At 60.8% G+C, this 26,370-nt stretch carries 26 protein-coding genes; 17 read left to right on the forward strand and 9 right to left on the reverse strand.

Annotated elements, in window-relative coordinates; genetic code table 11:
* The first annotated feature begins 37 nt into the window (after positions 1–37).
* From ACXAH0_RS11810 to ACXAH0_RS11820, 3 genes are all read left to right on the forward strand, one after another.
* Positions 38–484 (forward strand): cytoplasmic protein, encoded by a 447-nt coding sequence (locus tag ACXAH0_RS11810; protein WP_475174775.1) that lies wholly within the window; start codon positions 38–40, stop codon positions 482–484.
* Positions 485–580: 96 nt separating this feature from the next.
* Entirely contained in the window at positions 581–1,198 is a 618-nt protein-coding gene (locus ACXAH0_RS11815) for a ribonuclease T2 family protein (RefSeq protein WP_475191440.1), read from the forward strand.
* A gap of 231 nt (positions 1,199–1,429) precedes the next feature.
* Positions 1,430–2,074 carry a glutathione S-transferase family protein gene (locus ACXAH0_RS11820; protein WP_475191443.1) on the forward strand — a complete coding sequence of 215 codons (645 nt, stop codon included), beginning with the start codon at positions 1,430–1,432 and terminating at the stop codon, positions 2,072–2,074.
* 4 nt (positions 2,075–2,078) lie between these two features.
* Here the strand turns inward: ACXAH0_RS11820 and ACXAH0_RS11825 are convergent, their stop codons facing one another.
* The 3 genes from ACXAH0_RS11825 to ACXAH0_RS11835 all read right to left on the reverse strand — a co-directional run bounded on the left by ACXAH0_RS11825 (position 2,079) and on the right by ACXAH0_RS11835 (position 7,838).
* A complete protein-coding gene (locus ACXAH0_RS11825; protein WP_475191445.1) occupies positions 2,079–5,258 on the reverse strand; it encodes an efflux RND transporter permease subunit in 3,180 nt (1,059 codons plus the stop codon).
* Positions 5,259–5,331: 73 nt separating this feature from the next.
* Positions 5,332–6,885 (reverse strand): efflux RND transporter periplasmic adaptor subunit, encoded by a 1,554-nt coding sequence (locus tag ACXAH0_RS11830; protein WP_475191449.1) that lies wholly within the window; start codon positions 6,883–6,885, stop codon positions 5,332–5,334.
* Between the two features lie 278 nt (positions 6,886–7,163).
* Entirely contained in the window at positions 7,164–7,838 is a 675-nt protein-coding gene (locus ACXAH0_RS11835; protein ID WP_475174786.1) for an outer membrane protein, read from the reverse strand.
* Positions 7,839–8,183: 345 nt separating this feature from the next.
* Here ACXAH0_RS11835 and ACXAH0_RS11840 point away from each other — a divergent pair, with 345 nt between their 5' ends.
* The 9 genes from ACXAH0_RS11840 to ACXAH0_RS11880 all read left to right on the forward strand — a co-directional run bounded on the left by ACXAH0_RS11840 (position 8,184) and on the right by ACXAH0_RS11880 (position 16,782).
* Positions 8,184–9,203, forward strand: coding sequence for a calcium/sodium antiporter (locus ACXAH0_RS11840; RefSeq protein WP_475174788.1), 1,020 nt, complete (start codon positions 8,184–8,186; stop codon positions 9,201–9,203).
* A gap of 66 nt (positions 9,204–9,269) precedes the next feature.
* The gene (gene uvrC, locus ACXAH0_RS11845; protein WP_475191453.1) at positions 9,270–11,309 is read left to right on the forward strand and encodes an excinuclease ABC subunit UvrC; all 2,040 of its coding nucleotides are present in this window, start codon (positions 9,270–9,272) and stop codon (positions 11,307–11,309) included.
* Positions 11,310–11,439: 130 nt separating this feature from the next.
* Positions 11,440–12,549 carry an endonuclease/exonuclease/phosphatase family protein gene (locus tag ACXAH0_RS11850; RefSeq protein WP_475174793.1) on the forward strand — a complete coding sequence of 370 codons (1,110 nt, stop codon included), beginning with the start codon at positions 11,440–11,442 and terminating at the stop codon, positions 12,547–12,549.
* A gap of 220 nt (positions 12,550–12,769) precedes the next feature.
* Positions 12,770–13,348 (forward strand): thymidine kinase, encoded by a 579-nt coding sequence (locus tag ACXAH0_RS11855; RefSeq protein ID WP_475174999.1) that lies wholly within the window; start codon positions 12,770–12,772, stop codon positions 13,346–13,348.
* A gap of 243 nt (positions 13,349–13,591) precedes the next feature.
* The gene (locus tag ACXAH0_RS11860) at positions 13,592–13,885 is read left to right on the forward strand and encodes an HlyU family transcriptional regulator (protein ID WP_475174795.1); all 294 of its coding nucleotides are present in this window, start codon (positions 13,592–13,594) and stop codon (positions 13,883–13,885) included.
* A gap of 100 nt (positions 13,886–13,985) precedes the next feature.
* Entirely contained in the window at positions 13,986–14,558 is a 573-nt protein-coding gene (pgsA, locus tag ACXAH0_RS11865; protein WP_475174798.1) for a CDP-diacylglycerol--glycerol-3-phosphate 3-phosphatidyltransferase, read from the forward strand.
* Between the two features lie 59 nt (positions 14,559–14,617).
* The gene (moaD, locus tag ACXAH0_RS11870) at positions 14,618–14,869 is read left to right on the forward strand and encodes a molybdopterin converting factor subunit 1 (protein WP_475174799.1); all 252 of its coding nucleotides are present in this window, start codon (positions 14,618–14,620) and stop codon (positions 14,867–14,869) included.
* 3 nt (positions 14,870–14,872) lie between these two features.
* On the forward strand, positions 14,873–15,361 hold the full coding sequence (locus tag ACXAH0_RS11875) for a molybdenum cofactor biosynthesis protein MoaE (protein ID WP_475191455.1): 489 nt from the start codon (positions 14,873–14,875) through the stop codon (positions 15,359–15,361).
* A 107-nt stretch (positions 15,362–15,468) separates the two neighbouring features.
* Positions 15,469–16,782, forward strand: coding sequence for a multidrug effflux MFS transporter (locus ACXAH0_RS11880; protein WP_475174802.1), 1,314 nt, complete (start codon positions 15,469–15,471; stop codon positions 16,780–16,782).
* Positions 16,783–16,866: 84 nt separating this feature from the next.
* Here ACXAH0_RS11880 and ACXAH0_RS11885 read toward each other — a convergent pair whose 3' ends face one another.
* Complete coding sequence (locus ACXAH0_RS11885; protein ID WP_475174804.1) at positions 16,867–17,769, reverse strand: branched-chain amino acid aminotransferase; 903 nt, start codon at positions 17,767–17,769, stop codon at positions 16,867–16,869.
* Between the two features lie 244 nt (positions 17,770–18,013).
* Here ACXAH0_RS11885 and ACXAH0_RS11890 point away from each other — a divergent pair, with 244 nt between their 5' ends.
* From ACXAH0_RS11890 to ACXAH0_RS11900, 3 genes are all read left to right on the forward strand, one after another.
* Complete coding sequence (locus ACXAH0_RS11890; protein WP_475174806.1) at positions 18,014–18,559, forward strand: MarR family winged helix-turn-helix transcriptional regulator; 546 nt, start codon at positions 18,014–18,016, stop codon at positions 18,557–18,559.
* A 128-nt stretch (positions 18,560–18,687) separates the two neighbouring features.
* Positions 18,688–19,386, forward strand: coding sequence for a response regulator (locus tag ACXAH0_RS11895; protein WP_475174809.1), 699 nt, complete (start codon positions 18,688–18,690; stop codon positions 19,384–19,386).
* Between the two features lie 100 nt (positions 19,387–19,486).
* Entirely contained in the window at positions 19,487–20,791 is a 1,305-nt protein-coding gene (locus tag ACXAH0_RS11900) for an ATP-binding protein (RefSeq protein WP_475191572.1), read from the forward strand.
* Between the two features lie 122 nt (positions 20,792–20,913).
* Here the strand turns inward: ACXAH0_RS11900 and ACXAH0_RS11905 are convergent, their stop codons facing one another.
* From ACXAH0_RS11905 to ACXAH0_RS11925, 5 genes are all read right to left on the reverse strand, one after another.
* Positions 20,914–21,285, reverse strand: a complete 372-nt coding sequence (locus ACXAH0_RS11905) for a tRNA-binding protein (RefSeq protein ID WP_475191457.1) — start codon at positions 21,283–21,285, stop codon at positions 20,914–20,916.
* A gap of 140 nt (positions 21,286–21,425) precedes the next feature.
* A complete protein-coding gene (locus tag ACXAH0_RS11910; protein ID WP_475191459.1) occupies positions 21,426–22,112 on the reverse strand; it encodes a TetR/AcrR family transcriptional regulator in 687 nt (228 codons plus the stop codon).
* Between the two features lie 185 nt (positions 22,113–22,297).
* Entirely contained in the window at positions 22,298–23,119 is an 822-nt protein-coding gene (proC, locus tag ACXAH0_RS11915) for a pyrroline-5-carboxylate reductase (RefSeq protein WP_475174815.1), read from the reverse strand.
* Positions 23,116–23,616 (reverse strand): type III secretion system chaperone family protein, encoded by a 501-nt coding sequence (locus ACXAH0_RS11920; protein ID WP_475174817.1) that lies wholly within the window; start codon positions 23,614–23,616, stop codon positions 23,116–23,118. Before ACXAH0_RS11920 ends, proC begins: the two co-directional genes overlap by 4 nt.
* Before the next feature lie 348 nt (positions 23,617–23,964).
* Positions 23,965–24,231, reverse strand: coding sequence for an accessory factor UbiK family protein (locus ACXAH0_RS11925; RefSeq protein ID WP_475174820.1), 267 nt, complete (start codon positions 24,229–24,231; stop codon positions 23,965–23,967).
* 205 nt (positions 24,232–24,436) lie between these two features.
* Here ACXAH0_RS11925 and lgt point away from each other — a divergent pair, with 205 nt between their 5' ends.
* Entirely contained in the window at positions 24,437–25,270 is an 834-nt protein-coding gene (gene lgt / locus ACXAH0_RS11930) for a prolipoprotein diacylglyceryl transferase (protein WP_475174821.1), read from the forward strand.
* Complete coding sequence (locus ACXAH0_RS11935) at positions 25,267–26,355, forward strand: class I SAM-dependent methyltransferase (RefSeq protein WP_475191462.1); 1,089 nt, start codon at positions 25,267–25,269, stop codon at positions 26,353–26,355. The genes lgt and ACXAH0_RS11935 overlap by 4 nt, the downstream gene beginning before the upstream one ends.
* Positions 26,356–26,370 lie beyond the last annotated feature (15 nt).

Raw genomic sequence — 26,370 nt, forward strand, 5'->3', positions numbered from 1 at the left:
TCGTCTGTCCCAAAGTTTGCCTCTCGGAGACCATACCGTGCTGATTGCCCGTTTTGCCCGCCTGACCCTGTCCGCATTCGCCGTTGCGGCAGTTCTTGCCACTCCGGCTGCGTCGGAAGAATTCAAGCCGTATTTTTCGTTCAGCGGCAAAAAACGCCTGCCTGATTGCACCGCCTCTTCCGTGACCGGGGCCGTGACCGGGACCGTTTCCCGCGCCCAGAAGTCCTACAATGATGGTATCCGGATTGTCGGAATCGACAATATTCAGGAAGTTGCCTATCAGGCCAACGGCGTGAGCCCGATTGCCCGCCGCTACTGCAACGGCAAGGCCAGCCTCTCAGATGGCAGCTTGCAGCAGGTGCACTACATGCTGGAAGAAAATGCCGGATTTGCCGGTGTCAGCTGGCGCGTGGAAGCCTGCCTGTCGCCGCTCGACAAATGGCATGTCTATGGCGGCGATTGCAGCACCACCCGTCCACATTAAGGCCAGGGCACCATGGCGGTCTCCCGCCGGCAGACTGGTATGAGGGGGCTGCGGCGTTTTGCAAGAAATATCCAGCCCGGAGCCATCCGGGCCGCCATGGTCCTTTTTGCGGGGCTGGCGTGTCCGGGCCTGACCGCCGCAGCAGAGCCCGGCGACTTCGACTTCTATGTCCTCTCCCTGTCCTGGTCCCCAACCTATTGCAAGCAGGAAGGACAACATGCCAACCCGCATCAATGTGATGTGAGCGCACCCCATCGGTTCGTGGTCCATGGTCTTTGGCCGCAATATGAAAAGGGCTATCCGGACAGCTGCCGTGGCCCTCAGCGGATCGGCAAACAGATTGCGATTGGCATGGAAGACATCATGCCCAGCCACGGCCTGGTGTTTCACCAATGGCGCAAACACGGCACCTGCTCGGGGCTCAGCCCGCAGGCCTATTTCGACCTGACCCGGAAGGCCTTTGACAAGATCAGAATCCCCGGTGCCTTCACCTCGCTCACCAAACGGGCCAAGGCCGCGCCCGAGACGGTGGAAAAAGCCTTCCGACTTGCCAATCCGGGCCTGACAAACGCGGCCATGGCTGTCACCTGCTCAAAGGGCGAGCTGGACGAAGTCCGGATCTGCCTGACCAAGGACCTCGGCTTCCGGTCCTGCAAAACCGTGGACCGGTCCGGCTGCCGCGCCACCAGCCTCTCCGTTCCCCCGCCGTTCTAGGGCAAATTACAATTGAGCGGATTTGACTTTGGCTGCCTGACGACAAAGATCTCAAACGCAAGTGACAAAACGATTTGAAACCGGATCAACGCGGCACGCGCTCATTCCCACCCGCCATCCAGTCAGGGGCCTTGCAAACCGGCCCTGAAAGATCCGCTTCACCATCTGCCGCCAGACGCAGCCTTTAAGAACACACTGCTTCGCGAAACGATACAAATAGGAGGAAAGTCCATGCTCACTCTTCGCTCATCCCTCGCCTCACCTTTCGGTCGGAAGGTGAAGCTCGCCGCTTCCATTCTTGGGCTGAAAGACCGGATCGACATTCAGGACACAGACACCACCGATCCATCAGACAGCATCCGCTCCCAGAACCCGCTCGGGAAAATTCCGGCCCTGGTCCTGGAAAACGCCGAGGTGCTTTATGACAGCGCCGTGATTCTGAGCTACCTGGATTTTCTGGCCGGTGGCAGCAAGATTTTCCCGGCTGGGGAAGCCCGGTTTCCGGTTCTGAGGGACCAAGCGCTGGCCGATGGCATCATGGATGCGGCCCTCCTGCGCGTTTATGAAAAACGCTTTCGGGAGCCATCCTACCGGCACCCGGGCTGGGACAGCTATCAGGCCGAAAAGGTCAAACGGGGCCTTGACCATTTTGAAGCCAATCTTCCGGCAGCCGCCGCAGACATCGACGCGGCGGCGATCAGCCTTGCCTGCGCTCTTGGCTATCTGGACCTGCGTTTTGAAGGCAGCTGGCGGACCAGCCACCCGAAGCTTGTGGCGTGGCTGGAGGTCTTTGAAAAGGCCGTCCCGGCCTACGCGGCTTCCAGACAGGAGCCGGCTCCGGTTTCGGACACCGCGCCCGTTATGGAGCTGAAATAGGCCGTCAGGAGCCACCTCCCGGCAAGGAGGCGCGCCCCCGCGCCTTCAACAAGCGCCGCCCGCTGGACACTGCCTGCCCGACATCCCTCTGGACAGCCAAAAGCGCAGGTACCAGCAGGATCACCAGAAACAGGCCCACCCCGAGCCCATAGGACAGGGTGATCACGGTAGGTTTCAAAAACTGGGCCTGGCGGCTGGTTTCAAACAGAAGCGGCGCCAGGCCGAACACAGTCGTCGCCGTTGTCAGGACCACCGCCCGCAACCGGTCGCACACGCCGTTGACCAGCGCTTGCCGGAACGGTTGTTTGCGGGCGTATTCATCGATGGTCGTGACCAGAACGATGCTGTCATTGATGATGATGCCCGCCATGCCGATAAAGCCAACCACGGAGAACATGGACAGCGGCACGCCGTGCAGATAATGCCCCCACAACATGCCGATCGAACCGAACGGGATGATGAGCATGATCATCAGGGGCCGGGTCCAGGATTCAAAGATCCAGCACAAGGTCAGGTAAATGCCGGCGAGACAAAGCGCAAACCCGAGCGTCGCATCTGACAGGAACGACCGCTCCTGTTCCGCCAGCCCGCTCAATTCGCTTTCCACGTCAAACTCGGCCGCAAGCTGCGGCAACAGCTCGTTTTCCAGAAGCGCCGTTACCCGGGCGGCGGCTTCCGGGTCGTCCTCCGAGACATCGCCGCTCACCTGGAGCGTCCGCAGGCCGTCACTGCGCCGCACGGAGGCAAAGCCGTAGCTGCTGTCCACCTTGACGATCTCGCTCAAAGAAACGTAGGCCCCATCCTTGGTGCGGATCCGGGTCGTGGTCAGAAAAGCGGCGTCCGTTTCTTCATCCGGCATCAGCACCTTGACCTTTGCCGTTCTCCGGCCGACCGGGAACTCGGCCACCTCAATGCCTTCCAGCCGGTTGCGCAGGATCCGGGCGACATCATCGGTCGTGAAGCCGAGCGCCTCGCCGCGCGGGGTCAGGGTCAGGTTCAACTCTGGCTTGTCATAGGCAAGTGTATCCTCCAGCGCGCTCACCCCTTCCAGCGGTGCCAGCGCCTGTTTCAGACTTTCCGCAGCCGCTTTCAGGTTCTCCGTCGACGTGCCGTAGAGCCGCACATCAATCGCGTCTCCGCCCGGGCCGGAGCGCTCACCCCGCACCGCCAGCGTTTCCAGAAGCGGCGGGCGGCGGACTTCCTTGCGCCAGTCACCGATGAATTTGAACGCCGAATAGGGCCTGAGATCCGGGTCGATGAGTTCGATGGAAATACCGCCGAGCTGGTCGACATCCTTGGTGTCCGCTCCGGCCAGCCCCCGGCCCGCCGTGCCGCCGACCGTCGACAGGGCAAAGGATACCGGCGCCGTGCCATAGGCCTTTTCATAGCGCTGATTGACCACATCCAGGGCCCGCTCCAGCTCTGCGATCATCGCCTTGGTGTCGCCGCGCTGCGCGCCCGGCATCATGGCAATGCTTGCCGATACGACCGAGCGTTCCGGCGCATTGAAGAACCGCCAGCGCACGCTCCCATCGGCGAAAAGCGACAGGGACAACAACAGAACCATGACCCCAAAACCCAGAACCGGGTATCTCACGGTCAGAATCCAGTTGATGAAACGGCGGAACACGGTTTCCCGGAACCGGACAAAACCCCGGTTGAACAACCGGTTCGGCAGATCGTACCAGCGCGGTTTCCGGCTTGCTGAAAGGGCATGGTTCATATGGGCCGGCAGGATCAGGAAAGATTCCACCAGGCTCGCGATCAGCACCACGGCCACGGTAAAGGGAATATCGGCGATCAGTGTGCCGAAGCGGCCGCCAATGGCCGTCAGTCCGACAAAGGCGATCAGTGTGGTGATCGAGGCGCTGAAGACCGGGGCGGTCATCCGGCGCGCCGCCAGACTGGCCGCCTCGGCTGGCGGATAGCCGCGCCGGTGCAGGAAATCCGCGTGCTCGCCCACAACGATGGCATCATCCACCACGATCCCGAGACAGATGATCAGGGCAAAGACCGAAACCATGTTGAGGGTCAGCCCGAATGCATACATGAGGCCGATGGTTGCGGCCATGGCCACCGGGATGCCCGCCGCCACCCAGAAGGCCGTGCGCGAGGACAGGAACAGGAACAGGAAGGCCAGCACAAGACCGAGGCCGAACAGGCCGTTCTCGATCAGGATGTTCATCCGGTCTATGATGTTCTGCGACCGTGTTCTGGTCAGTTTCACCACCACACCGTCGGGAAGGGTCTTTTGAAACGCCGCCGTCAGCCGCTCAACCTCGCGCTGGATCGAAATCGTATCCCCTTGCGCGCTGCGGTCCACCCGCAAGAGCACTGCAGGCATGCCCTTGTGAGAATAGGCCCGGCCGCTTTCCACACCTTCAGTCACAATATCGGCCACGGAGCGCAGCTGCAGTTTTTCCCCCTGGCTCGGCGCTTTCAGCACAATCGCGCCAAGTTCCTGTTCGCTTCTGCGGGTCTGGCCCGTGCGCAGCCGGGCTCCGCTGCCGCTTACATCCCCGGCCGGGGTCGTTTCCATTTCCGCCGACACCACATCGGCAATCTCGCGCAAGGTCAGATCATGCTTCACCAGCATGGTCTCGCCCACATTGACGCGGATGATCGGATTGGACAGGCCCCGGATCGAGACCCGCGTCACCCCCTCCCGGAACAGGATCGTCTGCAAGTCCTCGGCAAACCGGGCCAGCTGATCGATATCAACTGGACCAAAAAGGACGATATCCGTTACCCTGTCCCGGTAGACACTGCGGCTGACCACCGGCTCCTCAATACCGTCCGGCAGGCTTGAGCGGGCCTGATCGACGGCGGCTTTCACCTCGTCGGTGGCCTGGCCCATGTCCCAGCCGTCCTCAAATTCCAGATTGATGGTGGCGCTGCCCTCCCGGGAAACGGACGTGGCCTCATCCACACCATTGATCGCCAGCATCTGCGGCCCGAGGATTTCCACCACCGAGCGGTCCAGATCCTCCGGTCCCGCCCCCGGCCAGGAGACTTTGACATCCACCTCTTCGCGCACAAAATCCGGAAAGAACTGTGTTCTGATCTGCGTGCCTGCAGCGGCACCCGCCAGCAGCATGAGCACAAGCAGCAGATTCGCGGCCGTCCGGTGCCGCACCATGTAATCCAGAAAAGAGGCAAATCGCGGCCCGCCGGGCGAACGCATTCCACTTCACTCCTCTTGCAAGCTCCCGCAACCGGCCCAACTGCCGGGCAGTGCGGGCACGGGCTGGCCCCGCTCAGCCCTTGCTGCCGGACCGCTGTTCCAGCCGCTCAACCAGCTCCTTCGGCACGCGCGGCGCACTCAACAGTGCCAGCAGGCGTGCCTTGCGGGCCTCCGGCAGGGCTGACTGGTTCAGCTGCGCGATGAGCGCCGCCCGCCGCTGCGGGTCCAGTGTCACCAGCTCTCCAGTCTCCTGATCCCCGGCCTCTTGTTCAGCGGTCCGTTTGCCTTCAGGCCTGTCTATGCCGGGCTGTCGCCCTGTGGCTTCGGCACTCTTGGAAGAACCGGCCGGATTTTGGGACTGGCCGCTGCGGCGCGGCGTCACCTTCAGCCCCTTGCCAAGCTGGGGAAGGCGCTCGCGCACATAATCCGAGCCAAAGGGCACATCCGCCAGCACCACATCATTGCCGGTGCGGCGCAGAACCGTGGCGCGGATTTCCTCAATCCGCTCCCCTTCCCCAATGATCAGCAGCCGCCCGTCCTCGGTGACCGCCGCCGCCGGGACAATGGCAACCCCGGACAATTCCGGTTCTTCAACCGCCACTTTCACAAAGTCGCCCGGGCGCAGAACCGTTCCGGTTTGCAGATCCAGTGCCGCAAAAAGAGTCCGTCCCGCTTCCCCATCCGTTACGATGGCCGCAGCCCGGTCGACCTGACCGGATACGTCCACGGACCGGTTGCCCAATTGGAGGGTCACGGTCACCGGCGCCTTGATCAAAGCCCCGTTTGCATCCAGAAGCCGTGAGAACTCCGACGTGGACAAAGAGAATTTCACTTCCAGCGCGGACGGATCAATCAGCAGCGCTAGGGTTTCGGAGGGGCTCACACGCCGTCCCAGGGTCGCATTCACCTCCGAGAGATAGCCGTAAAACGGCGCTGTCAGCGTGGTCTCGTCCAGCACCCGGCGGGAATCATCCAGGGCGAGCCTTGCCCGCCGGACACTCAAATCCATACGCTCAATGCGTTTGCGCGCGGAAATGACCGATTGCAGCCGGTTGTTCAAGGCCTGCTCCAGGGAGGCCACCGCCAGTTCTTCGGTTTCCACCTGAACGGCGGTCGAATACCCTTTGTCGCGCAACTGCTGCTGCCGGTCGAGGGCCTGTCGCCGCAGGCCAAGCTGGCGCCGGGCCGCCTCAAGTTCCTGTTCAGCCACACCAATGGCTTCTTCGGCTTCCGCCTTTTGCGCTTCGGCATCCGAAAGCGCCGCTTCGGCGTCAAGCACCTGGAACTCCGCATTGGCCGGGTCAATGCGCAGCAGCAATTCCCCTTCAGCCACCGCCGCCCCGTCCCGGAACTTGGCTGCCACATCCACAAGGCGCCCTTCGGAACTGGCACGCAGCTGCAAGGTCCGCCAGCTTTCCACCTGGCCATAGGCTGTGGTGACGGGAGCAATGGACACAGGGGTCAGCTCGGCCACATTGACGGTGTAGCTGCGTTCGCGCGCGGGGCGCTGGCGTACGGTTTCTTCCGCAGTGAGCGCGTCATAGAACCGATAGGCGCCAAAACCGGCAAAGCCGATCATCACCGCCATCAATGCCAGACCGGCCAGTCCGCGCATCAAAAACCGCATACACCTCTCCCACTCAACCATACCCCGGCCGACCCCGGACGGGCTGACAGGTCATCTAGGGCACCGGGCGCTCATGTGAACGCACCAAGATGCCGGATGCCGTGACGCTGCTCCTTCGGTCAAGAACCGCCTGCGGCGGCCTGAGCACCGGCTGATCTAGCACCAGAGCAATGATTTATCATGGAACTGGAGCAATTATCAGAAAAGGTTGTAAGCAGTTGTAACAAAAAACCGGCCCCAGAGGGGGCCGGTCTTTTTGAGATCAGATGGGGCGCTGATCAGAATTTGTAGCCGACACCAAAGCGGACTTGCTGGTTGCTGAAGTCGGACGTGACGCCCGTTCCATTCAGATTGAAGTCCTGATCGCCGAAATCCTGATAGGCATAGTCCAGACGGGCTGTGACATTGTTCGTGACCGCAGCTTCGCCGCCGACCCCCAGTGTCCAGCCAACGGCTGTCTTGCTGTCCTTGTCGCCATTGCCGGACACTTCCAGATCCGCAAGCGCCAGACCACCGGCACCATAGACCAGGTAACGGTTGAAGTTGTAACCGACACGGGCGCGGATATTTGAGTTCCAGTCCGACTTGGACTGCAGCGTCACACCGCCTCCGGATTTGGTTTCTTCCAGATCGGTGAGCGTAAAGTCGGCTTCCGCACCCAGAACCACATTCGGAGTGACCTGGAAATTATAGCCCGTGTAGAGACCACCGGAGACACCATTTGCATCCGTGTCCAGAGACGCACCGGCTGTGCGGTTGTCGAATTTGCCGAAGGCCCAGCCGAGATTGCCACCAACATAAAGGCCGGTCCAGTCAATGCTCTGTTGAGCAGCCGGAACCGCCTCATATGCGGGAGCCGGGGCCGGCGCCTGTGGAAGATCCGCCGCCCACACCGACTCCGTTCCAACTGTCGCGGCAGTTGCCGCCAGGCCTGCAAGTGCAAGACGTTTCATCAAAGATACTCCAGATCCTCATTGTTCCTACTGAGCTGGCCAAACGGATTGGCCTGAAGAGAAGGACGGTTAAGCCGCGCCCTCACTCTCCCCCGTTCGCAGATATGGAAGCTCTTTGTGGCGGATCGGAAATGAGAATTAGGAGTTTTGGTGACAAAAGCGGGCAACTTTCTGTCCTGGTAAATTGGCTCTTAAGGCTTTTGCAATTTGCAACCCGACACATGCAAAGATGCTTGTCGCCGGGTTTCCCCAACCCAATCTATTGCGTATAAGGCGCGCAACTGACGTGCGCGCCCCCGCCAAACGTTGTACGAGCCGTCGCGAACCCCGAACCGGAACTCTTAGATGCTGTTTGACTATATTAGCCTCGCAGGCGGACTGGTTGTGCTTATTATTGCCGGCGACGTCCTGGTCAGGGGCTCCGTCGGCGTGGCCCAGCGTCTCGGGATTCCCAATCTGGTCATCGGCCTTACCATTGTTGCCTTCGGCACCTCGGCACCCGAACTGGTCATTTCCCTGAAAGCCGCCATGGACAATGCCGCCGGGATCGCAATCGGCAATGTGATCGGATCCAACATTGCCAATGTACTACTGGTGCTCGGCATGCCCGCCCTGATCGCCGCCACCCCGTGCGGGGAAGAGGGCGCAACTCGCAATGCTCTGTTCATGGTCGCGGTCACCGTGGTCTTCATTGCCATGTGTTTTTATCCCCCGATCGGCCTTGGCGACGGCCTCATGCTGCTGGCGCTGCTCGCGCTCTTTCTGGGGGCCTCCACTCTTGTCGCCCGGCGCCACCGGCGGGAACAGAAAAGCATCGCGGCGGCGGCAGCCGGTGCGGCCGTGGCCGACTTTGATTCGGACGACGATGAAGAGGACGCGCTGGACGATGTGGAAGACATTCCAGAATCCGTGTGGATCGCCCTGGTCTATATCGGCCTCGGGCTGGTCGGCCTGCCGCTCGGCGCCCATTTCACCATTTCAGGCGCCACTTCCATTGCAACGGACTGGGGTGTCAGCGACGCCGTGATTGGACTGACCATTATCGCGCTCGGCACGTCGTTGCCGGAACTGGCCACCACCGTTATGGCCGCCATCCGTCAGCAGGGCGCCGTTGCCATCGGCAATGTCATCGGATCAAACATCTTCAATCTTCTGGCCATTATCGGCATCACTGCGGTGGTGATCCCGATTGACGTAACGTCCGAGGTCTTGAAGCTGGATGTCTGGGTGATGCTGGCCTGCGCGGTTCTTCTCACCGTTCTCGCCGGTTGCCGCATCTGCCTCAACAGATTAGCAGGCCTTGCCATGACTGGCGCCTACGCGCTTTATATTGCCATTGTTTATCTGGTCGGCAATATCAGCTGACGGACTGGTGTCACCAGCCGGGATCAAACGCTTCAGAATAGCTGCCTGATGCACTAAATACCTGTCATGCAGGACACATCCGATTCTCCAGACGCGCCCAAAGCTGTTTCCCCTGAAAGCAACGGGGTTCCTGACAGCACCGGGACCCATGACAGCAAGGAAACGCCAAAGGCGAAGCTCAAGGGCGTTGAGGTGATTGCCAATGAGGTCAAGCGTCTGCCCAACGGGCCCGGCGTCTACCGGATGATGGACGAGGCCGGGGACGTGCTCTATGTGGGCAAGGCCCGGAGCCTGAAAAAACGGGTGACCAGCTACACCCGGCTTCAGGGTCAGTCCAACCGGATCATGCGCATGATCCTGTCGACTGCGGCCATGGAATTTGTCGTTACCCGCACAGAACCGGAAGCCCTGCTTCTGGAAGCCAACCTGATCAAACGGCTGCGCCCCCGGTTCAATGTACTGCTGCGCGACGACAAGTCGTTTCCCTATATTCTCGTCACCGGGGACCACGAGGCTGCTGCAATCGTCAAGCACCGGGGCGCCAGAAAGCGCAAGGGCGACTATTTCGGCCCGTTTGCTTCTGCCGGAGCGGTAGACCGGACCATCAACGCGCTGCAAAAGGCCTTCCTGATCCGGACCTGTTCGGACAGCTACTACGAGAACCGCTCCCGCCCTTGCCTGCAATACCAGATCAAACGCTGTGCAGGCCCCTGCACCGGAGAAATCGATCCGCAGGACTATGCCGGGCTTGTGTCGGAAGCCAAGGCGTTCCTGTCCGGACGCAGCCAGCTGATCAAGACCCAGCTGGCCGAACAGATGGAAAAGGCCTCTGCGGATCTGGAATTCGAACGCGCCGCAATCTACCGGGACAGGCTCGCCGCCCTGTCCCATGTTCAGTCCCACCAGGGCATCAACCCCCAGTCGGTCCAGGAGGCGGATGTCTTTGCGATCCACCAGGAGGGCGGCCAGACCTGCGTTCAGGTGTTCTTCTTCCGCACGGGCCAGAACTGGGGCAACCGGGCCTATTTTCCAAAGGCCGACAAATCACTTGAAGAAGCGGAGGTCCTGGAGAGCTTTCTGGCCCAGTTCTACGATGACAAGCCTGCCCCGAAACAGATCCTGCTGACCCATGCCCTTGCCGAACAGGACCTTCTGGCCGAAGCCTTGAGCGAACGCACCGGGCACAAGGTGGAGGTCGCCGTGCCCCGGCGCGGCGAAAAAAAGGATCTGGTGGCCCACGCCCTGACCAATGCCCGCGAGGCGCTTGGCCGCCGTCTTGCGGAGACTTCCAGCCAGGCCCGGCTGTTGAAAGGGGTTGCCGACGCCTTTGACCTGTCCTTCCCGCCCCGCCGGATCGAGGTCTACGACAACTCGCACATCATGGGCACCAATGCGGTTGGCGGCATGATCGTTGCCGGCCCGGAAGGCTTTACCAAAGGCCAGTACCGCAAGTTCAACATCAAGTCGGAAGATCTTGTGCCCGGCGATGACTACGGCATGATGCGCGAAGTGCTGACCCGGCGGTTTTCAAGGCTGCTGAAGGACCACGCACGGGAGGCCGCTCCCACCGCCAGCCCGGAGGCACCCGGAAGAGGGGAAGACACACCGGAGAACGCCTCCGCCCAGGACACGGCACCAGATCTTTCCACTGACATGCCCGCCTGGCCGGATCTGGTGCTGATCGATGGCGGCCTGGGCCAGTTGAGCGCGGCCAGGGAAACCCTTGAAGCCCTCGGCATCACCGACATACCACTGGTCGGCATTGCCAAGGGGCCGGACCGGGATGCGGGCCGGGAAAAATTCTTCATCCCCGGCAGGCAGTCCTTCATGCTGCCGGAGCGCGATCCGGTGCTCTATTTTGTCCAGCGCCTGCGTGATGAGGCCCACCGCTTTGCCATTGGCAGCCACCGGGCCCGGCGCAAGAAGGATATTGTCCGCAATCCTCTGGACGAGATCTCCGGAATTGGCCCCACACGCAAGAAAGCTCTCCTGCGCCATTTCGGCACCGCCAAAGCCGTGTCCAAGGCAGGCCTTGAGGATCTGGCCGCTGTTCCTGGTATTTCCGAAGCCATTGCCCGTCTGGTTTATGACCACTTCCATGAGTAAATTTTAGGCGTTAAGCGCCCCAAACCTGTTTGATGCCGACAGAATCCGGCATCTGTGTTAGGGACGGCTCCAACGTTTATGCCTTCCGGCGTCTCTTGAAAACGCCACAGTTCTCCTGATTGATCCCGCTATGTCTTCTTCCGCCCCTTCGCTCCGCCGGTCACTCCTTGCCCTTTTGGCCAGTCTTGTCTGCTGGGCAGCCCTGTTCGGCGCTGTTGTTTTCAGCGTTCTCGGCCTTGCCGCCTTTGTGGCGCCGGACAACTGGTTTGCGGACAATATGAGCTTCTTTCTGCGCCAGTTCCTCGGCCTTGGCCTTGCGGGCTGTGCCACAGGGCTTGCAGGGCTGTGGCTGCCACACCGCTTCCCAAGGCTTTACCGGGCCGCCTTTGCGCTCACCGTTCTGGTCTTTGCAGCTCTGGCCGGCCTGACAGGCCTGCGCACTCTTGACAACACAGCACGCCTGGAACCGGCCCGGGACGGCGGCAAGCCGATCAAGATCGTCTCGATGAATATTGAGCGCAAGTTCCTGGGCGACAAGGAAGTCACGTCCCTTCTGGAGCGGGAGAAGCCCGATATTGTCGTGATTCAGGAAGCCATGTGGTATCTGCAGAAACGGCGCTGGAACAAGCTTGATCTTGAGGTCGGCAGCGTCGGCAAGAACGGCTTTCCAGGTTACCTGAAGGTCGGAGCCTCGGAAGACCTGGTCATCTACTCCCGGTTTCCCATTCTCAAATCCGCATCACGCATCGTCAAAGGGAAACTGCATGCGGGCGCCAGCGTCATCCATGAGGCTGACCGGGAGCTGCTGCATGTGGTTCTCGACACGGGCTCCGACGCCCTGCATCTGATCGCAGTCCACCCGGACAGTCCGCGCAATCCGGTCCGCTGGGAAAACCGGCGGCTTTATCTGGAAGAAGCGGATATGCTGGTGCAGGACATTCAGGACCAGGGGGCCGATCCTCTGGTGATCATCGGCGACTGGAACACCGCCCCTTGGTCCAGCCGCTTTCAGGATCTTCTGGCCGGCAATAACCTGAAGACCGCCTATCCGGGCGGCTGGCCGCAGACTACCCGGTTCTTCTTCGACTACCGGCTGCACTGGATTCTGGGCGCCCCCGTCGACCAGTTTGCGGTCTCCCAAAACGTGACTGTGCAGAGTGTTGCCGTGGGCCCGGACATCGGGTCGGACCATGTGCCCCTGATTGTCGACCTGGACCTTCCCGCGCAAGGCAAGATTTAGAACATCGGGCGGCAAGCCCTGAAAAAACGGCCCCAGCTGTGGTTTACCGCGGAAAGTATTTGAGCATGGCGCGCGGATTGGGAAAACTGCCCCGGATGTGAAACCGATTCCCAAAGGCAGCGGGCGGCTCTTTGACCGCCGGCAAAAGCCCGACCACTTGAAAGGCACCTCAGCCGGGACCCATGCGAAAGCCGCCCCGGCTGACCCGGAACGCGCATATATGGCCAAACTCTATTTCAACTATTCCTCCATGAATGCCGGCAAGTCGACGGTGCTGCTGCAGGCCGCGTATAACTACAAGGAGCGGGGCATGACCACGCTCCTGCTCATTGCCGCCTTTGACGAGCGGGCCGGAAAGGGGCGGATCGCATCGCGGATCGGGCTGGCAGCGGATGCGGATATCTTTGCCAGCAGCGACGATATTCTGGAACATGTGAAGCGTGCCCATGCGGCCCGGAGTGTGGACGCTGTTTTCGTGGACGAAGCCCAGTTTCTGACCGAGCGCCAGGTCTGGCAGCTGGCGGATGTGTCTGATCAGCTGCGCATTCCGGTCATGTGTTTCGGCCTGCGCACGGATTTTCAGGGGAAGCTCTTTCCCGGCAGCGCCGCCCTTCTGGCCATTGCCGACAATCTGAAGGAAATCAAGACGATCTGCTGGTGCGGCCGCAAGGCGACCATGGTTGCCCGCCTCGACAGCGACGGCCGGATCGTTGAAGAAGGCGATCAGGTCGTGATCGGTGGCAACGAAACCTATGTGTCCCTGTGCCGTCATCATTGGCGGCAGCGGCAGCTCGGGTAACCGCCAGCCTCCTTGGGCGCCCCCGCGGCCCCATGCGGCTTTCTCTTCAGAGCAAATCACGGGTCAGTGGATTTGCGTGCCGCTGCCTGACATCAGGTATTTCAACGCAAACAACAAGACGGTTCGAATCCCCAGAAACGCGGTGCGCTCCTGCCAACCGCCCGGTTCCAAACATGTCTTTGCCCCTTGAAGCGGCCCGCACACGCCCGTAAAAGGGGGCAAATGCAATGGGAGTGGGCGGCAATGCTCGGCAAGATGTTCAAGACGCTGTTCGGGGCGTCCTCAGACAGCGCGGCCAAGGCCGCCTCAAAGACAACCACGGTTGAGCATGACGGCTTCCGGATCATCGCCGAGCCCATGTCCTCCGGCGGCCAGTGGCAAGTTGCCGGCCGGATCGAAAAGGATGTGGACGGGGAGACCAAGAGCCACCGTTTCATCCGCGCAGATGTGATGCCTGGAGAAACAGATGCGGCCAATGAAATGATCCGCAAAGCCAAAATGATGATTGACCAGCAGGGCGACACCCTGTTCGATTGAACGAGGGCCGGAACGTCCGGCAAGGCGGACGGCCCCGACCCCGTCTGCATATCCTACGGCAGCCTGCCCGGCCGGGCCCATTCCACGCTTGAAAGCCGACATGAAACGAAACGTTGCTCTGAGCCTGCCCAATCTCCTGACTTATGGGCGCATCCTGGCGGTTCCCGCCGTTGCCGCCTGTTTTTACTTCGAGGGCGCAACCCCGCGCTGGATCGCGCTCGGCCTGTTTGTGATCGCGGCCATTACAGACTTCTTTGACGGCTATCTGGCCCGGGCCTGGCAGCAGCAATCCGCCCTCGGGCGAATGCTGGACCCCATTGCAGACAAACTGCTCGTCTCCGTCTGCCTGCTCATGCTGGCTGCAGACGGCACCATCGGCAACTGGTCGCTGGTGGCCGCCATCATCATCCTGTGCCGGGAAATCCTCGTGTCGGGCCTGCGGGAGTTCCTGGCCGAACTACAGGTCAGCGTGCCTGTGACCAAGCTTGCCAAATGGAAGACCACCGTACAGCTGATCGCCATTGCCTTTCTGCTGGCTGGTCCCGCCGGAGACACAGTCTTTGCCTATACAACCCTTACCGGCCTGATCGCGCTCTGGCTCGCCGCAACTTTGACCCTATATACGGGCTACGACTATTTCCGGGCCGGGATCGGCCATCTTATCACCGAATAGGCCCGGTCTGCGGCACCGGCCCCCGGTGTCCAGCCACGGCCATGGCCTGAAGGACGCTTATGATTATCCGCTATTTCGCCTGGGTTCGTGAACGGGTTGGCCTTGAGGAAGAGCAGCTTGACCTTCCCGCCAACCTTCAGACCGTTGCCGACCTGATTGCCCATCTCAAAGGCCTGGATGCCTCCCATGAAGCCGCCTTTGAAGACGAAGAGGCCATCCGCGTGGCGCTGGACCAGGAACATGTGGAGCTGGATGCCCCGCTCGGCAGCGCCCGCGAGATCGCGTTCTTTCCGCCCATGACCGGCGGCTGAGCCATGACGGCTGGGGCTCCCGCACACGCCGGCTCGATCACGCCGCTCGTCCGTGTTCAGGCACAGGATTTCAGCGCTGAGGACGAAGCCCGGCGACTGACCGCAGGACGCAAGGATGTGGGCGCTCTGGTGACATTCACTGGGCTCTGCCGGGATGAGGCCGGAACGCTGGAAGCGCTGGAACTGGAACATTATCCGGGCATGGCCGAAGCGGAACTGGAGCGCATCGCGCAAGAGGCGGCGACCCGCTGGCCGCTGACCGGCCTGACCGTGCTGCACCGCTATGGCCGGATTCCGCCGGGCGAAAACATTGTGCTCGTGATAGCGGCCTCCGCCCACCGCCGGGCCGCCTTTGAGGCGGCCAATTTCCTGATGGATTTCCTGAAGACCCGCGCCCCGTTCTGGAAAAAGGAACATCTGGCCGACGGCAGCACAAGCAACTGGGTTGAGGCCAAGCAAAGCGATGACAAGGACGCCGCGCGCTGGACGTGAGCAGCACCACCAAGTATACTCCTGATCGTTGATTGCACCCAAGAAATTTGTGCATTCCTCCCAACAGTTGGCTTGCCCTTCCGCCACCCTGAACTGGTTCCGGCCCCGTGAAACACGAATTGAATTCTTCCGATGCTGCCGCTGACGGACAGCAGACGGTGTCCCCGTCCCAGGCTTCTGCAGAACCTGAAGTGCTGCGCGATCCGGGCATCCCCTTTGCCGAGTTTGTTACCATTATCGCCATGATCATGGCCCTGAATGCCATGGCCATCGATGTGATGCTGCCCGCGCTTCCGGCCATTGGCGAAGCTTTGAACATTGTTGAAGAGAACAATCGTCAGCTTGTGCTCCTGTCCTATCTTGCCGGATTCGGCGGTGCCCAATTCTTCTTTGGCCCGGTGACCGATGCCTTTGGCCGCCGCAGGGTTCTGGTTGGCGGTTTGGCCCTTTACAGCTTGGCCAGTGTGGCGGCGATCTTCGCCAATGACCTGGGCACCCTGCTTGCCTCCCGCACCCTGCAAGGGGTCGGCTGCGCGGCAGCCCGGGTCGCGGTTCTGTCCGTGGTCCGGGACTGTTACACCGGCCGGCGCATGGGCAAGGTGATGTCGCTGGTGATGATGGTATTCATGGCGGTGCCCGTGGTGGCCCCCTCCATCGGACAGGCTGTTCTGCTGGTGGCCGGCTGGCACTGGATCTTCGCCCTTCTCCTGGCTTCGGGTGTCATCATGATGGTCTGGTCTGCGGTCCGGATGCCGGAGACCCTGGCTTCGGAAAAGCGCCGCCCCATGGTTCTGCCGGCCATTCTCAGCGCCTATGCCACCGCCCTCACCCTGCGCGTCAGCCTGGGCTATACGGTCGGAATGGCCTTCATTTTTGGGGGCCTGTTCTCGTTTCTGGCCATGTCCCAGCAGATCTTTGTCGAGATCTACGGCCTTGGCACCTTGTTCCCGCTGGTCTTCGCGGCCATCGCGATAACCATGGCCGTCTCGTCTTTTACCAATGCGCAGCTTGTGGAGGCCCTCGGTATGCGCCGCCTGTCCCACGGCGCGACAGTCGTCTACACAGCCCTCGGGTTTCTCCTGTGGCTGTGTGCAGCCCTCGGACTGGACACGTTCTGGGTGTTTCTTGTGCTCGTGACCCTGACCATGACCAGCTTCGGCTTCATCGGCGCTAATTTCAACGCCATGGCCATGGAACCTCTCGGCGAGATTGCCGGCACCGCCTCTTCCGTGATCGGCACGGTCAGCACCCTGGGCGGTGCTATTCTCGGCTATATTATGGGCCAGTTCTTCAACGGCACAACCCAGCCTCTCAGCCTTGCCTTTTGCCTTTACGGCCTGTGCGCTATGGGCTGTATCCTGTTTGCCGAACGGGGACGGATGTTCCACGCGCTCCATGAGGACCCTGCCCGGCAAGCCTGAAAGACAAAAGGCGGCGCCCCTGATGGGAACACCGCCTTTGACTGCGCGTCTTGCTTTGCTCTTTCGGGAAAACCAGCTTGAAGCTCAGCCAGCAGCCGCCTTGAGTTCAGGCGCATTCGGGCGCACTGCAGCGTCATAATCTTCCATCAAGGTCTTGATGATGTCGCCCACCTGGAAAGAGGTCCCGGCAATCTCGGAGACCGGCGTGACTTCCGCAGCCGTTCCGGTGACGAAACACTGTTCAAAACCGGGCAATTCATCCGGCAGGATGGTCCGCTCGACCACCTCGATTCCCCGGTCGCGGGCCAGAGCGATCACCGTGCGCCGGGTGATGCCATCCAGAAAACAGTCCGGCACCGGCGTGTGGATCTTGCCCTCCTTGACGAAGAACACATTCGCCCCGGTGCATTCCGCCACCTGCCCCCGCCAGTCCAGCATCAGCGCATCCGCGTAGCCCTTGGCCTCGGCCGCATGTTTGGAAATGGTGCAGATCATGTAAAGACCCGCCGCCTTGGCTTTGTAGGGAGCGGTCTTGGGATCCGGACGGCGGTACTCCGCCATGTCCAGCCGGATGCCCTTCAGGCGCTCTTCCGGCTTGAAATAGCTCGGCCATTCCCAGGCGGCGATGGCCAGATGAATGGTGTTGCTCTGGGCGGAAATGCCCATCATCTCACTACCGCGCCAGGCCACCGGGCGGATATAGGCATCGCTGAGTTGCATGCGCTGAAGGGTGTCTTCCTTGGCCGCGTTGATCTCATCCGCGCTCCAGGGGATCTCGAAGCCCAAGGTCCGTGCAGATTCCAGCAGACGCTCTGTATGGTCCTCAGATTTGAAAATCTGGCCGCCATAGGCCCGTTCGCCTTCAAACACGCTGCTTCCGTAATGCAGTCCGTGGCTCAGCACATGAAGCTTCGCATCCGACCAGGGCACAAACACCCCGTCGTACCAGATATCACCACTGAGCTGATCAAAAGGCGTTCCTGCCATGTTTCATCTCCCGCCCGCTCACTGAGCGCTTATTGTTTTCTTGCAACAGACGCAAATAACGCCAAAGGCTTGCGTCAGTTTTGCTGCCGTATCTTTTGCACAGCACGCCAACTATCGGTATCCTGATGGCCGCCGAAACGGTGAACGGATTCGTTTAGCATCAGATGCTTAAAAAAGCATCTTTGAGACCGATCATTTCGTTCGCGGCTGCTGACAAGTAACAATCGACCAGAATTAAGTCAATATGGCTGACGTAAATTTCAAACCGGCCCCGCAGGACACTGACAGCCCGCCGGCCAGCCCGGACCGGACCGGTGACTGCACAGCCCTGCCCCATGACCTGATCGAGCTGCTGTTCTTCGCCTACAAGGATTTTACCGGCGATCCGGATGAAGTTCTGGCCGGGTTCGAATTCGGCCGGGCCCATCACCGCGTGCTGCATTTTGTCAGCCGCAATCCGGGCATCATGGTCACCGATCTTCTGGCCATCCTGCGCATTACCAAGCAGAGCCTTGGCCGGGTTCTCAAACAGCTCGTCGATGAAGGCATGATCGAGCAGCGCGCAGGTCTCAATGACCGCCGTCAACGGCTCCTCTACACCACGGACCGGGGTTTTGAACTGGCGGAAAGCCTGATCCGCCTGCAGCAAAAACGCCTTGAACGTGCCCTAATTGGGTTGCCAGATGGCAGCGAGGAAATCGTGCGGCAATTCCTGCTGCAGATGATTGATCCGGATGCGCGCGCGGACATTCTGAAGCTTGTCAGAAGCCCGTTCCCGCTCAAGGATTGAGCGCCACTCTCCTGCGCAACTGGCTCCGGACCAGTACGCAAAGGGGGCTGCGCAATAAAATGGGCGAGCTTCTTTGTGCGGTTAAAATGCCGCTTGAGGCTCAAGCAGATAAGGACGTACCGGCCACCATGAAAGACCCCGTGCCCGACGACAATGCCAACCATATTCTTCTGGTCGATGACGACAAGCGTATCCGGGACCTTCTGTCCCGTCTCCTGAAAGAAAACGGGTATCGGGTCTCCTCAGCGGCCAATGCCGCCGAAGCCCGGACCTGCCTCTCAGGCCTGGAATTCGACCTGATCATTCTGGATGTGATGATGCCTGGGGAAACCGGCCTGGAACTGGCTGCGGACCTGCGCCGGGACAATACGGTGCCGATCCTGATGCTCACTGCCCGGTCCGAGGCCAATGACAGGATCGCCGGGCTGGAGGCGGGCGTGGACGACTATCTACCCAAACCTTTCGAGCCGCGGGAGCTTCTCTTGCGGATTGCCGCGATCCTGCGGCGCGGAAATGCCCAGCCCTCGACGGCAACAGAGGAGATCCGCTTCGGCCCGTTTTCCTTCAATGCCTCCCGGGGAGAACTCAAGAACGGCGATGATCCGGTTCGCTTGACCGACCGGGAAAAGCAGATTCTGTCCATCTTTGCCGAACAGCCTGGAGCCACCGTACCGCGCCACAAGATTGTCGGCGGCGACAGTGGTCTTGGCGAGCGGACGGTGGATGTGCAGATCAACCGGCTGAGGCGCAAGATCGAGGCCGACCCCGGCAACCCCATCTATCTTCAGACCGTCCGGGGCATCGGCTACCGGCTGGCCTGCGACTGACCCGCAGGATATGCTCAAACCACCTCCTCTTTTGCGCAAACTTGTCCGGTCCACACCCATCCGGTTACTGCTGCGCGCCTATCGTGCCCTGTCCCGGTTCATGTACCGGATCATGCCCAAGGGGCTCTATACCCGGACCTTCCTGATCATCATTGCGCCCATCGTGATCCTGCAATCCGTGCTGGTCTTTGTCTTCATGGAGCGCCATTACCAGCTCGTCTCCCGGCGCATGTCGGAGGCGGTGGTGCGGGAGATTGCGGCCATCGTCTATGTTCTGGAGGCCTATCCCCAGGATCCGGACTACGCCAAGATCGAGCAGATGGCGTCCCGGGCCCTTGGCATGTCGACCACCATTCTGCCGCTGGAACCCCTGCCGCCACCTGCCCCGAAACCCTTTTTTGATGTCATCGACAAAGAACTCAGCCTCGCCATCAGCAAGAAGATCGGCAAACCCTTCTGGATCGACACGGTGGGACGCTCACGTTTTGTGGAGATCCGCATCCAGCTGAAGGATTCCATCCTAAGGGTGTTTACGCGGCGCAGTCAGACCTTTGCCTCCAACTCCCATATTTTCCTGGTCTGGATGTTTTCCACCTCCCTGGTCCTGCTGATCATTGCGCTTTTGTTCCTGCGCAACCAGATCCGGCCGATCATCCGCCTTGCCGATGCCGCAGAGGCCTTCGGCAAAGGCCGCACGGTGGACAATTTCCGGGCGACCGGCGCCCGGGAAGTGCGCCGCGCCAGCAGGGCCTTCATCGACATGCGCAGGCGCATCGAGCGCCAGATCGAACAGCGCACCACGATGCTGGCCGGGGTCAGCCATGATCTGCGCACCATCCTGACCCGCATGCGCCTGCAGCTTGCCTTCCTGTCAGACACACCGGAGCGGGACGCCATGCGCAAGGATGTGGACGAGATGAGCCACATGCTGGAGGACTATCTGGCCTTTGCCAGCGGCGATGCGGATGAAGACACACAAACCGCCGACATGGCCCTGCTTCTGGAAGAGCTGGAAGAGGAAGCGGAGATCTCGGGCCACAATGTCAGCACAAGGTTCGAAGGCACATCAGAGGCCGAGGTCAAGCGCCTGTCCATGAAACGCTGCCTGTCGAACCTTGTCACCAATGGCTGCAAATACGGCAACCGGGTCGAGGTTGACGGCCGGATTGAGCGCGGCTGGCTGACAGTCTGTGTGGATGATGACGGCCCCGGCATTCCGGAAGAGGAACGCGAGATTGCGTTCCGGGCATTTCACCGGCTGGATCTGGCCCGCAATCAGAACGAGACCGGCAGCGGTCTCGGCCTTGCAATTGCAAGGGACATTGCCCGGTCCCATGGCGGCGATCTTTATCTGGAAGAAAGCCCCCTGGGCGGCCTAAGGGCCCGGCTCCGGGTGCCGGCTTAGGCAAATCGCACTTCATCGGATTTGTCTTTCGCTGGCCGACACCGGCGATCACAGCGCAAAGTCAAACAGATTGACCCCACCGGAACGCGGTGCACTCCTGCAATCAGCCGCGTTCTGCATGCTCAGAAAAGCCGCCCGCCGATGGGCACATCCTTGTCTGGGGCCATCAGAACAACCTCCCCGTCCGCATCCGGCACCCCAAGGGTCAACACCTCGGACATGAGCGGCCCGATCTGGCGCGGCGGGAAGTTCACGACGGCCATCACAAGCTTGCCAACTAGCGTTTCCGGTGTGTAGTGCCTTGTGATCTGGGCGGAGGTTTTCTTGATGCCGAGATCCGGGCCGAAGTCGATCCGCATCTTGTAGGCGGGTTTCCGCGCTTCGGGAAAAACCTCTGCTTCCACAATGCGTCCAACCCGGACATCCACTTTCATAAAATCGTCAAAACTGATCTGCTCGCTCACGGTCTGTCCTCTTTCTTTGAGCCAAACCATGCCCGGACCGTCTTTGAGGTGCAAGGGAGAACCCGGACCAAACCGTTCCGTGGAGATTGCATAGGCCAGGATCAAGCGAGTTTGGCCCAGCCCATCATACCAAGCTCAGTTGATCATGCCCCATTTGACCGCGTTTGGTATTACGCAGGGGCTTCTTCGCCATAGTCGGTGTCGGACGTTTCCTCCTGCCTGTGCCTACGGCGGCGGCCTGAAGATGCCCGCTTCAGGAACGAGCGCACCCCGCCGGCCAGCCTGTCCAACCCATTCAGGCGCCGCATGAAGGCGGAGCCCTTGTCCAGCTCCTTGTCCAGCTTTGCCATGGTGCGCGGCATGCCTTCATCCACTTCGTCCAGCCAAACCTCGACGACCCTCGCAAAGGCAATGGCAAGCCCCTGGGAGGCCGCCGCCGCCTTCAGGCCGGACAGCTGCATACCAGCAGCCATCATCATCCATTTCTGGGAGCGCACTTCCAGGCGGTTGAACTCCAGCGCCAGGGCTGGGTCCCGGCGCGCCGCCCGGTGCAGGGCCCGCACGGCGTCTTTGTGGCCAGCCAGCGCATCTATACGGGTCATCAACACATCAAACAGCCGGTCCCGGGGCGGCTGGTCGTCCATATCCTGATCAAAGTCTTCCAGAACCTTGGTGTCGATCAGATCCGTGAAGGCCATCACAAGGTCGAGCTTGGAGGCAAAGGCAGCACGCATGTCGGCCAGCTTGACCTGAGCCGTGTCAGCCACCAGCGGCAGCGACACGTCCTCATAGGGGTGGTCTTTGAGAAGATCCAGAAAGGTTTGAAAAATCTTCTGTTTGGTCTTTGCGGTTACCATGGGCTGCCTTCCTATGACTTTGTCCCTGAACATAGGAGACAAGACGGCGCGCGGAAAGGGTGACGCTGCGCCGCAGCCCGGCAAAGACTGTGCACTCCGGCGGCATTTTCCGTGCACATCATAAAATAGGCCACTCCCAGACGGCCAGAGAGGCCAGCCGGGAGGAACGCCAGTCAAAGAAGGACCTACTCCTCCGCCAGTTCCCGCGCCCGTTTCACGGCAGCAGCAACGGCTTGGGTCATGACCGGTTGAAGTCCGTCCGGATGCATCAGAACATCGAGCGCTGCGGCCGTTGTGCCATTCGGGCTGGTGACGTTCTGCCTGAGGATGGCCGGATTTTCTCCGGACTGATACATCAGTTCGCCCGCCCCACAAATTGTGGCAACCGCCAGCTCATGGGCAATCTCGCCAGGAAGCCCGGCGGCCTTGCCCGCCTCGCTCAAGGCTTCAGTGAGATAAAACACATAGGCTGGCCCGGACCCGCTGACACCGGTGACAAGATCAATCTGGTCTTCGCTGTCGAGCCAGACCACCTTGCCAACGGCCGACAGCAGTTTGGTTACGTCCTGCTTCTGCGCCTCAGAGACATTTTCCGTCGGGTAAACCGCCGTGATGCCACGCTTGACCATGGCAGGCGTGTTGGGCATGCACCGGCACACCGGAACGTCCCCAAAGGCCGACACAAAGGTGGACACAGGCGTTCCGGCTGCCACCGACATGACCAGCGTGTCCTCCAGCACCGCACTGGCCAGGCTAGGCAGCACCGCCTCCATCATCTGCGGTTTGACTGCCAACAGCAGCGTTCCTGCTTTCAGATCATCCGGGAGGGACGTCACATGGCGGACACCATGGGCTTTCAACAGCGTGTCCATCTCATCGGACAGGCCAGGATCACAGATGACGACGGCGGCCGGGTCAATCCCATCCGCCATCCATCCCGACAGCATCGCTCCTCCCATTTTGCCGGCTCCGACAAGAACAAAAGGACGGTCTTTGGAAAAACTCATGCTTCCCCTGCGGTTTCAAACAAGGCCGAATTCATAGCCTCTGTGGCGGAGTGACCCGCCCAGACGACGAACTGGAAGGCTTGATAGAAACGCTCGCAGTTTTCAAGTGCATTTGTCAGCATGGCTTCAATCTGGGCTGAAGACGCTTCCGCCCCCCCGCTCAAAAGCAGAGACTGGCGGAACATGATGACGTTCTCTTTGTGCCAGAGATCAAAATGCCCCATCCAGAGCTGTTCATTGATCAGGGCAAGAAGGCGCACGATTTCGGTCTTGCGCGGCTCCGTCACTTTCAGATCAAAAGCACAGGCCAGATGCAGCGCCTCGACATCTTCCATCCAGGAGAAGGAGACATGATAGTCGCACCAGCTTCCTCCGAGGGAGATGGTGATCTCGTCCTCGTCCGAGCGTTCGAAAGCCCAGTCGTTCAAGGCAGCTACGGTCTCTATGGTGTCGACGGGATTGCCAGGTCGCTCGAATTCGATCTCGATGAGGCTCATGATGCCTTCTCCCCTTTCGAGCCGGGGCCGAATACCCGATCAGGATAACCGGGTGGGCCGCCGGGATAAGTCCCATGCCGGAGGAGCAAAACGTCCTATGCTGGCTCTTCAAGGTCGCGAACCGGTTCCGTCTTGCTCCGACGAATCCCTGTTAACTTCGAGTATAGGATCAGGAATGTTTTAAGGGATACACATCACTTCGAACAAAAAAGCCAAAACTTGTGGACGACTCGGCCTGTTTTTTCAGCATTCAGCTTAAAAACTTTGCGTTTCCGCCGCGTTTGCCCGTCTTATTTCTGTCATCAACAATCAACAGTTTCCTGTCACACCGCCGTCACAGAACCAGTTTCAAGCCTCTCCGTCCGCAGCAGGCGCCCCCGCTTCCAGCTTTTCAAGCCTTGATTCGAGCTCTTCAATCCGGTCCAGAGCCCGCACGGCCATCTCCTTTACGGCCTCATGCTCTTCCCGGGACACCATGTCCATATCGGACAGGAAGCGTTCGGCCTGCGCCCGGAAGGCGGTTTCCACTTCGCGCCGGGCGCCCTGTGCCACACCGGCGGCATCGGTCATCAGCTTGGCGAAATCATCAAGAAGGCGGTTCGGGCCCTGGGTCATGCAACCCTCCTGTGCGCAAAAGGTTTGTGTTGTGTCAGAGGTATGGGGGAATGGCCGCAACTTCAAGAGCCAATTCCGCCGCAGGCACCGAAGGTCCGCACGCCTGACCCGTGCCGCGCTTGACGGACGCAGCAAGATGGCGCAAGCGTTGCGCCGACCGTTTCCGGCCAGGCTGATCAAGCGGGCCGATTGCAAAGGACCTGCCGTGCCGACTGTTTTTGTTCTGCCCTATCCGGCCATTGACCCCGTCCTCATCGAATTCGGGCCTTTTGCGCTGCGTTGGTATGCGCTGGCCTATATCGCCGGCATCCTGTTGGCCTGGCGCTACATGCGCGCCCTGGTGCTGAACGACAGGCTTTGGGCCGGCGTCAAACGGCCGACACCGCTCGATCTCGACGACTTTGTTCTGTGGGGAACGCTTGGCATTATCCTGGGGGGGCGGATCGGCTATGTCTTGTTTTACAATCCCGCCTATTATCTGGCCAATCCGCTGGAAGCCTTCGCGGTCTGGAGCGGCGGCATGTCCTTCCATGGCGGTTTTACCGGAACAGTGATTGCCATGCTGCTGTTTGCCTGGCGGCGGGGCTTGTCGGTCTGGACCCTGTTTGACCTGGCCGGCTGCGCTGCCCCCATCGGGCTTTTTTTCGGCCGTATCGCCAACTTCATCAATGGTGAGCTATGGGGCCGCCCGGCCGATGTGCCCTGGGCCATGGTGTTTCCGGGCGCCGGACCGGATCCCCGCCACCCCAGCCAGCTCTATGAGGCCGCTCTCGAAGGGGTTTTTCTGTTTCTGGTGCTGCGCCTTTTGAGCGCCCGGTTTAAATTGCTGCAAAAGCCGGGGTTCATGGCCGGAGCCTTTGCCTGCGGCTATGGAATTGGCCGGTCGGTTGCCGAGCTCTACCGGGTCCCGGACGCCCAGATCGGCTATCTGGCCGGTTTTCTCACCATGGGCATGCTCCTGTCCCTGCCAATGATTCTGGCCGGTCTGGCCGCCATGATCTGGGCCGCCCGCAAGCCTTCCGGGGACCGCACCTCTTGACCGCCCTTGGCGACAGGATCAAGACCCAGATCCGGGCGGATGGACCCATGTCCGTTGCCCGGTTCATGGCGCTCTGCCTGGGAGATCCCAGGTCCGGCTATTACACGGCACGTGAGCCGTTCGGCCGGGCAGGCGATTTCATCACTGCCCCGGAGGTGAGCCAGATGTTTGGCGAGCTGGTCGGCGCAGCCTGCCTGTCCGCCTATGCCAGCATGGGAACCCCGGACACGGTGCGTCTGGTGGAACTGGGCCCGGGCCGGGGCACGCTGATGGCGGACCTCCTGCGGGTCGCAAAGCTCCGGCCGGGCTTTTTGAATGCCGCAACGCTTCACCTTGTGGAAACCAGCCCGCGCCTGCGCGCGCAGCAGCACACGGCACTGGCCAGCGCCCCCCTGCGCCCCGAATTTCATGACACTCTCGACACGCTTCCCGGCGGGCCGGTCCTGCTGGTGGCCAATGAATTTTTCGATGCCCTGCCGATCCATCAGTTCCTCAGGACACAAGACGGCTGGCACGAACGGGTGATCGGCCTCTCCGCCGATGGAGACCTGGCCTTTGGCACCGGCCCGGCCCGTCTTGCCGATGAGCAGATCCCGGCGGCGGCCGCAGACAGTCCGCAAGGCACCATCCTGGAAACCCAGCCGGCGGCCAACGCGATTGCCCAGTCCCTGGGCCAACGGCTGGCCGACCAGGGCGGCGCCGCGCTGATCATCGATTATGGCTATGTGAAAACCGCACCGGGCGACACATTGCAGGCCCTTTTCCGCCATGCTTTTGATGACATTCTTGCCCATCCTGGGGAGGCTGATCTGACGGCCCATGTGAATTTCGAAGCCTTGGCGCAAGCAGCTGAGTGCGGAGGCGCGACGGCGCACCCGCCGCTGACCCAAGCCGATTTTCTGCTGCGCTCCGGGCTTCTGGAACGGGCCGGGCAGCTTGGCGCCGGAAAGTCCCACCAGGAACAGGAGGCCATCCGCGATGCTGTGGAACGCCTTGCCGCCCCCGATCAGATGGGAGAGCTTTTCAAGGTGCTGGCCATCAGTGGCGGGCCTGAGGCTTTCCCTCCGTTTGACAGCACCCCATGATGCCTTCAAGGATCT

The organism is Roseibium sp. AWQ4_290 (assembly GCF_056160985.1).